12 protein-coding genes are annotated in these 13,705 nt (G+C 34.3%); 6 read left to right on the top strand and 6 right to left on the bottom strand.

Annotation, left to right across the window (positions count from 1 at the left end; all coding sequences use genetic code 11):
- Positions 1–43: 43 nt before the first annotated feature.
- The 6 genes from N4A42_RS08210 to N4A42_RS08235 form a co-directional block, all read right to left on the bottom strand.
- Complete coding sequence (locus N4A42_RS08210) at positions 44–3,085, bottom strand: aminotransferase class III-fold pyridoxal phosphate-dependent enzyme (RefSeq protein WP_294072621.1); 3,042 nt, start codon at positions 3,083–3,085, stop codon at positions 44–46.
- A 10-nt stretch (positions 3,086–3,095) separates the two neighbouring features.
- Positions 3,096–3,605, bottom strand: a complete 510-nt coding sequence (locus tag N4A42_RS08215; protein ID WP_294072623.1) for a GNAT family N-acetyltransferase — start codon at positions 3,603–3,605, stop codon at positions 3,096–3,098.
- A 3-nt stretch (positions 3,606–3,608) separates the two neighbouring features.
- Positions 3,609–5,603 carry a trehalase family glycosidase gene (locus N4A42_RS08220; RefSeq protein ID WP_294072625.1) on the bottom strand — a complete coding sequence of 665 codons (1,995 nt, stop codon included), beginning with the start codon at positions 5,601–5,603 and terminating at the stop codon, positions 3,609–3,611.
- 85 nt (positions 5,604–5,688) lie between these two features.
- The gene (locus N4A42_RS08225; protein ID WP_294072627.1) at positions 5,689–6,756 is read right to left on the bottom strand and encodes a proline racemase family protein; all 1,068 of its coding nucleotides are present in this window, start codon (positions 6,754–6,756) and stop codon (positions 5,689–5,691) included.
- On the bottom strand, positions 6,749–7,708 hold the full coding sequence (locus tag N4A42_RS08230; RefSeq protein ID WP_294072629.1) for an ornithine cyclodeaminase family protein: 960 nt from the start codon (positions 7,706–7,708) through the stop codon (positions 6,749–6,751). The genes N4A42_RS08225 and N4A42_RS08230 overlap by 8 nt, the downstream gene beginning before the upstream one ends.
- Positions 7,709–7,818: 110 nt before the next feature.
- Entirely contained in the window at positions 7,819–9,132 is a 1,314-nt protein-coding gene (locus tag N4A42_RS08235; protein WP_294072631.1) for a S28 family serine protease, read from the bottom strand.
- Positions 9,133–9,303: 171 nt separating this feature from the next.
- Between N4A42_RS08235 and N4A42_RS08240 the strand changes: the two genes are divergently transcribed.
- The 6 genes from N4A42_RS08240 to arsM all read left to right on the top strand — a co-directional run bounded on the left by N4A42_RS08240 (position 9,304) and on the right by arsM (position 13,696).
- On the top strand, positions 9,304–9,639 hold the full coding sequence (locus N4A42_RS08240) for an arsenosugar biosynthesis-associated peroxidase-like protein (protein ID WP_294072633.1): 336 nt from the start codon (positions 9,304–9,306) through the stop codon (positions 9,637–9,639).
- Between the two features lie 6 nt (positions 9,640–9,645).
- On the top strand, positions 9,646–10,710 hold the full coding sequence (gene arsS / locus N4A42_RS08245) for an arsenosugar biosynthesis radical SAM (seleno)protein ArsS (RefSeq protein ID WP_294072636.1): 1,065 nt from the start codon (positions 9,646–9,648) through the stop codon (positions 10,708–10,710).
- A 26-nt stretch (positions 10,711–10,736) separates the two neighbouring features.
- Positions 10,737–11,231 (top strand): rhodanese-like domain-containing protein, encoded by a 495-nt coding sequence (locus N4A42_RS08250; protein WP_294072638.1) that lies wholly within the window; start codon positions 10,737–10,739, stop codon positions 11,229–11,231.
- Positions 11,224–11,853 carry a TIGR04282 family arsenosugar biosynthesis glycosyltransferase gene (locus N4A42_RS08255; protein ID WP_294072640.1) on the top strand — a complete coding sequence of 210 codons (630 nt, stop codon included), beginning with the start codon at positions 11,224–11,226 and terminating at the stop codon, positions 11,851–11,853. The genes N4A42_RS08250 and N4A42_RS08255 overlap by 8 nt, the downstream gene beginning before the upstream one ends.
- Positions 11,846–12,658: a purine-nucleoside phosphorylase gene (locus N4A42_RS08260; RefSeq protein WP_294072643.1), complete on the top strand. Its 813-nt coding sequence runs from the start codon at positions 11,846–11,848 to the stop codon at positions 12,656–12,658. The genes N4A42_RS08255 and N4A42_RS08260 overlap by 8 nt, the downstream gene beginning before the upstream one ends.
- A gap of 69 nt (positions 12,659–12,727) precedes the next feature.
- Positions 12,728–13,696 (top strand): arsenosugar biosynthesis arsenite methyltransferase ArsM, encoded by a 969-nt coding sequence (gene arsM / locus N4A42_RS08265; RefSeq protein WP_294072645.1) that lies wholly within the window; start codon positions 12,728–12,730, stop codon positions 13,694–13,696.
- Positions 13,697–13,705 lie beyond the last annotated feature (9 nt).

Consider the following 13,705-nt stretch of genomic DNA (forward strand, 5'->3'; position numbering starts at 1 on the left):
CACTCGAACTGACAGAATTTGTCACATCGAGTGATTTTGGATTTTAATCAAAATCGTATCGAGATGTCATAAAATCTTCTTTCAAAATTTTGGTTAAATAAAAAATCAATTCTTCAGCATTATCTTTTGTAAACACAATAGGTGGTTTAATTTTTAGGACGTTATAATCTGGACCATCAGTACTCATTAAAATACCATGATCTTTCATTCTATTTGCGAGATAATCGGTTTGTTTAGCTAGTGGATTCATGTTGGTGTCTACGAGCTCAATTCCTAAAAACAAGCCTTGACCACGTACATCTCCAATAATTGGAAACTTCTTAGAAAGTTTTGTTAGTTCAGCTTTTAAAAACTCACCAACATCTAATGCGTTTTGTTGTAGTTTTTCGCGTTTAACGATTCGTAATACTTCGGTTCCTATAGCACAAGACACAGGATTACCTCCAAAAGTGTTGAAATATTCCATACCATTGGCAAACTTATCTGCAACTTCTTGCGTACAAGCTACTGCTGCTAATGGGTGTCCATTACCTAATGGTTTTCCAATAGTTACGATGTCTGGAATAACATTGTGTAATTGGAATCCCCAAAATGTTTTTCCAACACGTCCACAACCAACCTGAACTTCATCTGAAATACAAAGTCCGCCAGCGTTTCGCGTATATTCATAGGCTTTGGCAAGAAACCCTTCTGGTAATTCAATTTGTCCACCACAGCTAATAATAGGTTCTATAATAAAAGCACCAACACCACGACCTTTATCATGAATATTGTCAATACATTTTTGAACTTCTTCAGCATATTTTATTCCAGTGTTTTCGCCTCGATATTTTCCTCTAAAGGCATCAGGTAATGGAAATATCTGTGTGTGTTCTGGTGCTCCTTTTCCGCCTTTGCCATCAAATTTATAAGAGGATATATCAATACACATATTCGCATTTCCGTGGTAACCAACTTCACTAGCTATAATGTCGCGTTGTCCTGTATTAGCTTTTACCATTCTTATGGCAAGCTCATTGGCTTCGCTTCCTGAATTTACAAAGTGTAATACGTTCAATTCTGGCGGCAACGTTTCAATCAGCTCTTTAGCTAATTCGTTTATATTGTCATGCAAGTAGCGCGAATTGGTATTTATAAGTGCCATTTGCTGCTGGCCAGCTTCAACAACCTTTGGGTGTTCATGTCCAACATGAGCCACATTATTGACGGTGTCTAAATATTGTCTCCCAAATTGATCTACTAAATATTGACCTGCACCACGAACCATTTTAATAGGTACTTTGTATTGCAAGCTTAAACTTTTGCCTAAATGCTGTTTGCGATAGGAAATAAGCTCTTGGTTTGTAGTTGTATTTGAAGGTTGAAGTGTTTCAAGTTTGAACAATAAATTAGGGTCTGGACACAGACTTTTCCATACGTTCTGTTGACTGTAGTAAGCCACTCCAGGGAAATCTATGGTGTAATCTAGCATTGACAACATAATTTGAAAATGTAGATGTGGTGCCCAATTCCCATTCTCTGGATAGCTGGCTAATTCTGCTACTTTTTCACCTTTTTTAATACAATCTCCAATGCTGTGTTTGGTCGCGCTTTCAACCGTATTGTGACCATAAAGTGTAAAGAATTCAAAGGCTTCAGCTTTGTGTTTTAAAATGACTAAGCCGCCATATTCTTTGTTACCAGAATCATTGATAGCACAAACCACTTCACCATCAAAAAGTGCATGTACAGGTGTGTGTGCTGGTAGCCAGAAATCTACGCCTAAATGAATAGTTCTACTTTCGCGACCGTAATTGCCAATTTTATCATAAGAATCCGAAGTGTAAATGGAACGTGGTTCTAAATAACCTCCAGAGATAATTTTATTAGGATGTTCTTTTTGAAGTTTATCAATTTTGAATTGGAAAAAATCTAAGTCATTAAAATCTTTTTGATGTCCAATCCATGTACTAGAAACACTTAAATCTAAATGACGCGCTTCGGTTTTATTGATTGTTGGGAATAAAGTTTCTAATGAAAATTCTTGAGTTTTTGCCCAAGTTTCAAATTTTGTTTGATTTGGGTGTGCTTCAAACTCACAAGCTGCTCTAAAGGAATAATGAGCAAAATCTGGACTAATTTTAAACCATTTTTTAAGAACTTCCCAAGCAGGCTTTTCGCTAATTAAAAGGTATTTGTTATCAGGCTCTTTGATTTTATTGATAGCAGATTTTGTAACTGAGATAATCAATCGCATTGCAATGGCATCGTATAAATGCTCTAATTCCTGTTCTTCTAAAGGGTATGTAGAATGATACCCTTTTACAATTGGCAAAGCTGCATCCAAGACATCCTTATGATTCATGATGGCGTAAGCACATGCAATAGCAACGTCATTAATGATTTGTGTATGAATGGCATCGCCATAATCAATGGCTGCTTTAACTTTTGGATTGATTAACTCCGATGAAACAATCACATTATTGTCATTAGCATCGTTATGAACTACGGATGTTCTAAGTGAATCGTATGCGGTTTTTGAATGCTCAAATCTATTTTGAAAAGCGGTAATGATTTTTAATTCTTCACCTTCAAAAAGATGGATATGCGCTTTAGTCCAAAGCGATTGTGCGACGTCCCATTCAAAATCTCGATGTGCTTCTTTATGATCAAAACCTTGTAGTGCTTTGGTAAGTAAACCACATTGTTCACCTAAACTGAATCGCAAATCGTTTAGTTGCGGATTAACACTACTCCAAACACGACCAGAAACCCAAGTAAGCAAACGGACTTTTCTGATGTTTCCATGATTATCTGTAATTTCAGAAATAGATTTATCATCCTTGTCTTTGATGACTTTTGGCGCAATTATATTTTTGCCGTTAGTTTCAACATGTTGTAAAAGTTTTTGTTGAAAATCTAGATAATTAAGGTCTTCGTTAGGACGTGATATTTTTAAAATATAGCCTTCTTCATTTTCAACTTTAATTCTGAAATTAAAATCAACTTCTCCAGGTAAAGACGATGCTTTTCCTTTGATGTTAAAAAGCTTAAAGAGTATATCTTCAGCTTGCTTAGGTTCTATTTTTATCTGGTTGTAATCCAATGTCAATATGTTAGAGTTGTTTTTCAAAAGCTAAACGCAATGCGCCACTTGTTAATGTGATAATGCCACAATAGATATAACCAAGTGATTTGAGAATATGCTGCATTCCCAAATTGTCTTGATGTGTATCTATACGCATGGAACTAATGTTTTGTTTTTTTAGTTCTTGTTCACAATGTGCAATGATGAATTTTGCAACGCCTTTATTCGTGCAATTTTCTGCTACAGCAATGCGATGTATGACACCATATTTTGTTTGGTTATGCGTAAGCCATTTACCATCAATAGTATCATATGTAGGCTCTTTTGATGTGGTAAACATAAAAGTGGCTATGATTTGATTGGCTTCATCTAACAGCACAAAACTTTCTTTATTGAAGATGTCGTTTAAAATCTGTGCTTCATTGGGATAACCATCTTGCCATTGGTCAATTTTTAAGCTGGCTAAATAGCGTTGCGCATAATGGATAATGTCCATTATCGCTGGTAAATCGTATTGTGTTGTATTGCGAATTGTCATTAGTTAATCATTTTGTAACATCATTATTATATGTGCAGCACTCCAACTAAAGTTATGAGCATGCAAGCCTTTTCCAGTCAAAGGATGATAGTTTTCTCTGATTGCTTTTCCTTTTTCAAGTATACCATTGGCACCTTTTAACAATTGGATAGTAGCTTTGTCAGCGTCTTCAATATAACCATAATTGCGCAATCCTTTGATGCCAAAATACGCTTGGTCTAACCAATTTGGTCCACGCCAATAGCCTTTTAATGGATCAAATTTTTCATGGTCAGCGCTCATAGTTTGGAATGGTACTTTAGTGAAGAATTTTTCTGGATTCATCATTCTATTTTTCACTTGTTCTGCTTGCTTTTTTGTAGCTGCATTTGCCCAAAGTGTAGTCCAACCTTCACTACCTTCTCCTTTGATAAAAGTGTTGCCATCTAAGGTGGTGTCATAAAACCAACCATCTTCCTCATCATAGAATTGTGTTTGAATGTTTTGTTTTAAGGTTTCAGCTTCTTTTAAGTAGGTTTTAGAATCTTCATTTTGAAGTGCTTTAGCTAATTCTGAAAGGAATAATTTTTCGGCATATAAATAGGCATTAAGATCTACACTTTCTTGATCTAAAGAATAAGCGCCTTCACTGTTTTTTAGGATTTTTGAGTTGTCAAATCGGATAGCATTATCCATACCACTTTCCCATTTTGCTGCTACCAAGCTTCCGTCTGTTGAACCATATTCGCAAACACCATCTTTGTCATGGTCACGTTTGTTATACCACCAATAGTGATATTTTTTCAGTTTTGGATACATGTATTTTACAAAGGCAATGTCGTTGTCTTTCTCATAGATTTTTGCAACTGCCCAAGCAGAGAGTGGTGGTTTGGTATCTCTATAATTATGAGCTTCTATAGTAGTGTCGCGATACACGCAATCTGCTACAAAGCCATCTTCATTTTGAAACTTAAACATCAGCTTTATTTGTTCTTTTGCTAAAGGTAAATCGTAGTATGATAATCCAACTGAATGTTTCCAAGAATCCCAAGACCAAAAGCCATTAAACCATACATAGTGATAACTTGGGAATAAGCCTTCATGTGAGATTTCACCAGCAGGAATGCGCCAATTGTTTTGTAAAGTTAATTGTGCTTTAGCTAAAACTTGGGCATAAATACTATCTTGAAATTGTGGTTTTCTGTTTTCAATTAATGATTTTAACTGAGCATTTTTTTCTGATTTACGAGCACTTAAAACCGAGTCGAAATCTATAGAAGCTATCAGTTTTTGTTCGTCTTCCCAAGAGTATTCTGGGAAGATGAAGGATTGGGAAATGACGAAGGATTTTGATTCGTTTGGTTTTAAAAATGATGTTTCTAAATGCGAATTGTAAAACAAGCTATCAGACATTGTAGAAATATCTTCATTTAAAAACTGAATTACGCCTTTTGCTGACGATTTATTGGAATTGAAAGTAACCTGATTATCATTATGCGTGACTTCGGAAAATACTTCAAAAAGGTTAGCGCCAAAAGAAGGATGTATCGTCAGGCTTTCGATAGAGTTATTTGTTATAGTGAAACGTTGTAAAGCTGTATGGCCTGAAATAAAAACTAGCTCTTTTTTTAGTTCAATTTTATCATTTTTTTGAATTTCTTCAAGATGACTATTAAAGTTATTTGTTTTCGTTGAACTAAAGTTTAAAAACGAACTGTTTTTGTTATCTTTAAGTTTTAAGTTGGCTAAAGATGTACTCGACCAAACACCATTTTGCTGAGTCATTAAAAATGGTCCAGAAAAGCCATCAATTCCAGTAGAATCTGAAAAACTATAGGCAAACCAAGCGCCTTGGTCAGAAAACATTAAACCGTCTTTGTCGAACTTGTGCTTTGGTGTGATACGATAATCTAAACTGTTCTTGCTGAATTTGAGATGATAATATTCAATTTTAGTTTTTGGTTTCGAATTACAGCTAAAAAAAAACGCTAATGCAAAGAGTGTAATTAGTTTTTTCATCTAATTAAATTTTAGTGAAGACTATGAGTTAATAATTTAGATATGAAATTGTTATTTATAATACACAAATATCTATCATGGATATCTATCGTAAAATAAAACCATCTTTCATTGGATCTTTCGGGTCAATGACAAACGTTTGCATCCCAGTAATATGAGCAGTACCTTCCACTTGAGGAATGACGGCTTTAAAAGGTCCATAATCTTCTTCGGAAACAACAGAGCCTACAAACACAGAACCTGTAATACTTTCAATAGACATGGTGTTGCCAAAATCTATTTCTTTTCTTGCTTTATGAATGGCCATACGTCCAGAAACGCCAGATCCTGTTGGACAACGATCAACTTCGCCTTCTGCAAAAATGCAAACATTTCTACTATCTACGCCTGATGGTTGTTGTGTGTTATCAATAAAAATGGTTCCATAAAGAAAACTTAAATCATTTTCAAAAGGATGTAGAATTTCTTTATCAGCTTTCATAACAGCATGCTTGATGTCCATTCCTGTTTGAATCAGTTGACGATAAGAATTTGGACTTAAGTCAAAGTCAAAATTGTTCTTTGCCATATCTACATATGCATAAAAAGCACCTCCATAAGCTAAATCATAGGTTACAACTCCTAATCCTTCGATAGTTACAGTTCTGTCTAATCCAACTACAAAACTTGGTACACAGTGAAAACGAACTCCTGTTACTGCTCCATCTTTTACATGAGCATATGATGTAATACGTCCACAAGGTGCATCAATTTTAATAATATTGTCACCTTCTTTTACGTCTATCCAATTCATTTCTATAGCCAAAGTTGAAATGGCAATAATAGCATGACCACACATCGTGGAATAGCCTTCATTGTGTAAAAATAAAATTCCGAAATCGCCTTCATCATCATTTGGTGGAACCAAAATGCAACCATACATATCAGCATGACCACGAGGTTCAAACATTAAAGCTGTACGTAAATGATCATAATTGTCTTTACAATAGCGTCTATAGTCTAAAACAGAATTTCCTTTTAATTCAGGGAAACCATCAACAATGACACGAAGTGGTTCACCTCCTGTGTGCATGTCAATAGTTTTGATTTGTAACCAATCTTTTGATGGTGTAAATTCTGTGTTGTTTAGTATGTTTTGGTAAGTATTAGACATTGATAAATTGATTATAATAATATTTGGCAGCAATCAAATCTTCTAGCGCATGACCAACCGATTTAAATAGTGTGATTTCATCCTTTGATTGTCGTCCTTGTTTTTCTTTAGAGCAGAGTTGAAATAAATCTGCTTTTATATCAGCTTCGTTAATAATTCCTTTTTCTAAGGGAATTACAATATCTCCACTTTCTTTTAGTCCACCTTGCATAGTATCTACAAATACCGAAGCTGTTCTAATAGCGTCATCATCAGCTTCTCGCATATCTTTTTTGTAGGCACCAACTAAATCTACATGTTGACCAGCTTTAAGGTGTTTTCCTAATACTAATGGTGTTTTGGATAAGGTAGCACATGAGATGATATCAACTTCAGCTATTTTATCTTCAATATTTTGAATAGTTTCTACCGAGAATCTTGAGTTTGATAGTGCATCGCAAATAGCTTGAGCTTTTTGAATATTCCTTCCCCAGACATAAACGGTCTTTATAGGTCTTATTGATGCATGCGCCTTAATTAGATTAATGGAAAGTGCACCTGTTCCTATCATCAATAAACTTGATGCTTCTTTTTTTGCTAAAAAATTGGATGCAAGTGCTGAAGCAGCAGCAGTGCGTTTTGCAGTTAAGCTTTTTGCTTCTAGAATAGCTTTAAGAGCGCCAGTTTTAGCATCCATATAGATGTATGTTCCATGAATGGATGGTAAATCGAATTGACTATTTTCTGGACTAACGGTTACTATTTTAACGCCAGCTTCCTTACTAGGATTCCATGCAGGCATTAATAGTAATGTAGAGTCTGCTTCAACTTCAGGATTAGGAAAATCGTGATGATGACGCATTGGCACAATCACATTTTTCGAAGAAAACCCTGAGTCGAGTTCTGAAATTAAAGCAGGAAAATTTGTGTTTTCTTCAATGAATTTTGCGTCAATCAGCTTAATGTTTTCCATTAACTAAATATAGTCAAAACATCGAACAGCAGCGTATTTTATCCTTAAACAAGTTAAAATAGCATAATGATTGGATAATATTTCATCAAAACAGAAAGACTCCTATTCCATTAATTGTTTATCCAGGCATTTACTATTTTATATATACGTTCTTGATCCTCTGAGCTAAAACTTTTAATTCGGGTTCTATGATCTCCCTTTTCTTTTACAAACTTGTACAAACCTCTTTGTTGAGCGTTAGAACTTAAATCTACAGCTGTTGCACTCCAAGCATCATATTCACCATAAATGAATAGAATATTTTCGGCTGACGTATCTAAATATGTTTTTATTTCTTGCATAGGCTTTGCATCAAATGGCTTAGAAACACCTTCAGGGAAAGCCCAATCGAATTTATAAACTTCTTCAGTATTTAAATACTCTTTAAAAGGTGCTGTTTCGTAACCATAAATTCCTTGCTGAGTTAAAGCTGCCCAGAAATAAGGCTGTAAATCATCTACAGCTTTTTCTTCAAAAAAACCATAACCAACCACTGCAATAAGGTGCTTATACATCGTTTCTACAGAAACCCCTTCTTTAGGAATACTACTTGCCGGAATTCCCCATTGCCAAAAAGCAAATGAATATTCTAAAATAGTATAATCAATAGCTTTATCTACACCAAACTCCCAAGTCATTTTTTGCTTCTCCGCTTCTTGCTTCATCATTGCTAACAATGCAGCTCTATTTTCAAAACACAACTTCTGAAACGCTTCAACCTTATCTCTATCTGCTTTTGTAGCAACCGTCTTTAAAAATTGATATACTCGTGGATCTTCACGTTTATAATTTAGAGGCCCTACATAACACACACTTGCATCTACATTGTTTGGAAAAAATCTACGATGCGCCATTGTTGTTTGACAGCCTTTAGAAATTCCGGTAGATACAAATTTTGCTTTAGGAAAAAGCGCAGCTCTTATAGCATCTATAATTCTTGCCTGATCTTTTGCTGCATTTTCAATAGTTAAAGTATTCCAATCAATAGTCTGTGGACGAGAGTCATTAAAATAACGATGCTCAATAGTTAACTGATTAGCTTGATAATGCGCAGCTAACTCACCAGCTCTTTCAGAATAAATACCATACCCTTGCAACTCCACTATCACTGGTAATGTGTCATTTTCAAAACCCAATAACACACGTTGTTGAAACGTACCTTTTGAAGCGTCATTGTAATCTACAGGCTGTGCAAACCACAATTCATAATTCTCATCAAAATGGCTCGTTATTGTTTTCTTTTCTATTCTTACAACATTTTCAATCGAAGCTAATTTTTCAAAATTAGACACTTTCTGATTTATTGTAACAACTTCTTGGGCGCTTTTACAGCTAAAAAGAAGACTAACTAAAAGAAGGCTAAAAATAAGATGGTTGGTTTTCATTGTTTTGTTTTTCTATAATTCTACAAAGTAAAGCTTGCTTTGTGTAAAACTAATAAAATCTTTATACAGAATAACTATTAGCTAAAAAATTCATAAAACCCATCTTTAAATCCTTTTATTTTTGTTAAGTTTCCATTACATATACGACAAACAACTCATAAAAATATTTCTATGTCTAAAACCTATTATGACCCAGCAGATTTAAGAAAATTCGGAAAGATCACAGAATGGAATGAAGAGCTAGGAAACAAGTTTTTTGATTACTACGGAAAGGTATTTGAAGAAGGCGCCTTAACTGCACGTGAAAAAGCTTTAATTGCTTTAGCTGTTTCACACACAGAACAATGTCCATATTGCATTGATGCTTACACTAAAGACACTCTACAACGTGGAGTAACTAAAGAAGAAATGATGGAAGCTATACATGTTGGTGCAGCTATTAAAAGCGGAGCTACTTTAGTACACGGTGTACAAATGATGAATAAAGTAAATAAGCTAGACAGCTAATTACAAATGACAAAATTAAAAACACAATCCTTAAAAAAACGCGAAAGCGAATTAGCTAATAGTAAACGACAGCTTGAAATTCTTTCTAATGGTATTTTTAAAAATGGTGAACTTCCTACATTTGCTAATAAAATTGCAGAAAGCAATCAGTTTCCACTTAAATCTAAAGCCTTAGAAATTCTACAGATTAATCTTGGCTATATGTGCAATCAAGTATGCGAGCATTGCCATGTAGATGCTGGTCCAGATCGCAAAGAAATTATGACCAAAGAAACAATGCAGCAATGTTTAGAAGTCATAAGAACTACTGGTGCACACACCTTAGATTTAACTGGAGGTGCTCCAGAAATGAATCCTAATTTTAGATGGTTTGTTGAAGAAGCTGCAAAAGCAGGTATTAAGGATTTTATTGTACGCTCTAACCTTACTATTATTCGCGCCAATAAAAAGTATTACGATTTACCAGAGTTTTTCAAAAAACATAATGTACATGTGGTGAGTTCAATGCCACATTGGACACGAGGAAAAACAGACAAACAACGTGGAGATGGTGTTTTTGACAAATCTATTAAAGCATTACAAGAGTTGAATGCTGTAGGTTATGGCATACCAGATAGCAATCTTAGATTAGACTTAGTTTATAATCCATCTGGAGCTTTTTTACCAAGTGACCAAGCTTCTATGGAAAAGGATTTTAAGAAAGTCTTAATGGAAGATTTTGAAATTCAATTTCATAATCTATTTGCTATTACCAATTTACCAATAAGTCGATTTTTAGATTATCTAATTGCTTCAGATAATTATGAAGATTACATGTATCAATTGGTAGATGCTTATAACCCAACAGCAGTAAGTAATGTAATGTGTACCAATACACTATCAGTTAGTTGGGATGGCTATTTATATGACTGCGATTTTAACCAGATGTTAACCTTACCTGTAAACAGTAAAATAAAGCATATTTCGGAATATAGCGAACAACTACTAGAAGGCAGAAACATTGTTATTTCTCAGCATTGCTATGGTTGTACTGCTGGCGCAGGAAGCAGTTGTCAAGGAACTGTAGCATAATTCGGTGTGAAGTTAAATATAGACTTATGAAAACTAAAATAAGCTACATACTATTATTTATTTCAGTATTTGGATATGCTCAAGAATCACTTTCAGAATTACTAAAAAAACATAATAATGAAAGTATACCTTATATCTCTGTACAAGAATTAGCTATGCCCAAAACCAAAGCTATCATTCTAGATGCAAGAGAAATAGCTGAATATAATGTTAGTCACCTTAAAAATGCTATTTATGTTGGTTATAAAAGTTTTAATACAGAAACAGTAACAAAACAAATCACCAATAAGCAGCAAACTATTGTAGTTTACTGCTCATTAGGTATTCGATCAGAAGATATAGCAGAGCAAATAAAAAAAGAAGGCTACACCAATGTTTACAATTTATTTGGAGGTATTTTTGAATGGAAAAACAACGACTATATCGTTTACGACAACAATAATGAACCTACTGAAAATGTACATGCATTTTCTAAAGAATGGAGCCAATGGCTTTTAAAAGGCAATAAAATATATGACTGATGCACTTGTAATTGTATTTGTTAAAAATATAAAACTAGGTACTGTAAAAACTAGACTTGCAAAAACTATTGGTAACTATGGTGCTTTTGAAGTATATTCTGAATTGGTGAAAATCACCGAAAAAGCAACTAGCAACTTAAATGTAGATAAGCACATTTATTTCTCTACCAAAATAGAAGATGTACTTTGGCAGGACGATCATAAAACCGTTCAAAACGGAAAAGATCTAGGAGAACGTATGCTGAATGCTTTTAAAAATGGTTTTGAAGCAGGTTATAAAAGAATTGTTTTAATTGGTTCAGATCTTCCAGACATCAATGAAACTCATATTAAAAAGGGCATTGAAACATTAGAGAATAATGAAGTAGCTTTTGGTCCTGCTGAAGATGGCGGATATTATCTTATTGGTTTAAAAAAACTAATACCCGAAATCTTTTTAAATAAACCATGGAGTCAACCTAATTTACTCAACGAAACGTTACAAGAGTTACAAAGGCTTAACACAACTGTTAGTACTTTAGAACCCTTGAATGATATTGATACTTACGATGATTTAATTGCCTCTAATTTTTATAAAAACAATATAAAACTACAAGAAAAAATACAAGAGCTTTATGATTAAACAAATTACTGAAAGCACCGAATATCTACAAAGCAAAGGCTTTGACAATCCTGAAATAGGCATTATTCTAGGTACAGGATTAGGACAATTGATCAATGAAATAGACATTATAGCTCAAGCCAGCTATAATCATATTCCTAATTTCCCAACAGCAACGGTAGAGTTTCATAAAGGCAAACTAATTTTCGGAAAACTCGAAGGTAAAAAAGTTGTAGTAATGCAAGGGCGTTTTCATGTTTATGAAGGATACACGCTTCAAGATGTTACCTTTCCTGTAAGGATAATGGAAAAGCTAGGCATTAAAACACTGCTAGTATCTAACGCAGCAGGAGCTGTTAATTTAAACTTTAAAAAAGGAGAATTAATGCTTATTGACGATCATATTAATCTTCAAGGTAGTTCTCCTCTTGCTTTTAAAGGTGTATCAGAATTAGGTGAGCGATTTGCAGACATGAGTGCTCCTTATGATTTTGAAATCAATTCTAAAATTGAAACTATTGCCAAAAACAACAACATAAAACTTCATAAAGGTGTATATGCGAGTGTGGTTGGGCCACAATTAGAAACCAGAGCTGAATACAGAATGTTAGGAATCATAGGAGCTGATGCTGTTGGCATGAGTACTGTGCCAGAAATTATTGTTGCTAATCATTTAAAATTAAAAGCCGCAGCCGTGTCAGTTTTAACAGATGAATGCGACCCAGATAATTTAAAACCTGTAGATATTGCAGAAATCATTGATATGGCAAACAAAGCAGAGCCAGATATGATTACGCTATTTAAAGAATTGATTAAAAACCTATAAGTAATAAAGTGTAAAATGAATAATTGATTTACATTAATTACTTTACACTAAACTACTAATTACAAAAACATGAGCTACCTAGAAACCACAAAAGATGTTTATAAAGAAGCAGCCTTAACACCAGATGTTGGCCTATGCTGTACTACAAATCCTATTTGGGAATTACCAGGCTTAAAGATTCCTAAAATTATGCAAGAAATGAATTACGGTTGTGGTTCTACCGTGCATGCTCGCGATTTAACCAACAACCCAAAAATGCTATATGTTGGAGTTGGAGGTGGTATGGAACTATTACAATTCTCATATTTTAATAGACAAAAAGGTGGTGTAATTGGTATAGATGTGGTGGACGAAATGCTGCAAGCTTCACGCAAAAACTTTAAAGAAGCCGAAACACTTAACCCTTGGTTTAAATCTGAGTTTGTAGATCTTAAAAAAGGAGACGCTTTACATCTTCCTGTTGACGATAATAGTATAGATGTTGCCGCTCAAAATTGCTTATTCAATATTTTTAAAGAAGACGATTTAAAAGCAGCAATTGCAGAAATGTATCGTGTTTTAAAACCTCATGGTAGGTTGGTAATGAGCGATCCTACCTGCGAACAACCAATGAATGATGAATTAAGAAATGACGAACGCCTTAGAGCGCTTTGTTTAAGTGGGAGTTTACCAATTGCAGAGTATGTGAAAATGTTAACTGATGCTGGATTTGGAACGATAGAAATCAGAGCCAGAAAACCATACAGAATTTTAGATCCTAAGAATTACCCAACAGAAGAATTGATCTATATTGAATCTATAGAAGTTGCAGCCATCAAAGACCCAATGCCAGCTGATGGACCATGTATTTTCACAGGTAAAGCAGCCATTTATTATGGAAAGCAAGATTATTTCGATGACAACGCTGGTCACGTTTTACTTAAAAACCAACCGTTAGCTATTTGTGATAAAACTGCTGGAGTTTTAGCCAACTTAGATAGAGATGATATTTTTATAAGCGAATCTACATACCATTATGATGGTGGAGGTTGTTGTTAAGTAACAAAT

It is taken from the genome of Winogradskyella sp. (genome assembly GCF_025210595.1).
Classification (GTDB): Bacteria; Bacteroidota; Bacteroidia; order Flavobacteriales; family Flavobacteriaceae; genus Winogradskyella.

Bases quoted from the DNA above. Each gene is read 5' to 3' on its own strand.
- N4A42_RS08235 (WP_294072631.1), bottom strand. From the start codon at position 9,132: ATGAAAACCAACCATCTTATTTTTAGCCTTCTTTTAGTTAGTCTTCTT.
- N4A42_RS08225 (WP_294072627.1), bottom strand. From the start codon at position 6,756: ATGTCTAATACTTACCAAAACATACTAAACAACACAGAATTTACACCA.
- N4A42_RS08215 (WP_294072623.1), bottom strand. From the start codon at position 3,605: ATGACAATTCGCAATACAACACAATACGATTTACCAGCGATAATGGAC.
- arsS (WP_294072636.1), top strand. From the start codon at position 9,646: ATGACAAAATTAAAAACACAATCCTTAAAAAAACGCGAAAGCGAATTA.
- N4A42_RS08230 (WP_294072629.1), bottom strand. From the start codon at position 7,708: ATGGAAAACATTAAGCTGATTGACGCAAAATTCATTGAAGAAAACACA.
- N4A42_RS08220 (WP_294072625.1), bottom strand. From the start codon at position 5,603: ATGAAAAAACTAATTACACTCTTTGCATTAGCGTTTTTTTTTAGCTGT.
- N4A42_RS08260 (WP_294072643.1), top strand. From the start codon at position 11,846: ATGATTAAACAAATTACTGAAAGCACCGAATATCTACAAAGCAAAGGC.
- N4A42_RS08255 (WP_294072640.1), top strand. From the start codon at position 11,224: ATGACTGATGCACTTGTAATTGTATTTGTTAAAAATATAAAACTAGGT.
- N4A42_RS08240 (WP_294072633.1), top strand. From the start codon at position 9,304: ATGTCTAAAACCTATTATGACCCAGCAGATTTAAGAAAATTCGGAAAG.
- N4A42_RS08250 (WP_294072638.1), top strand. From the start codon at position 10,737: ATGAAAACTAAAATAAGCTACATACTATTATTTATTTCAGTATTTGGA.
- arsM (WP_294072645.1), top strand. From the start codon at position 12,728: ATGAGCTACCTAGAAACCACAAAAGATGTTTATAAAGAAGCAGCCTTA.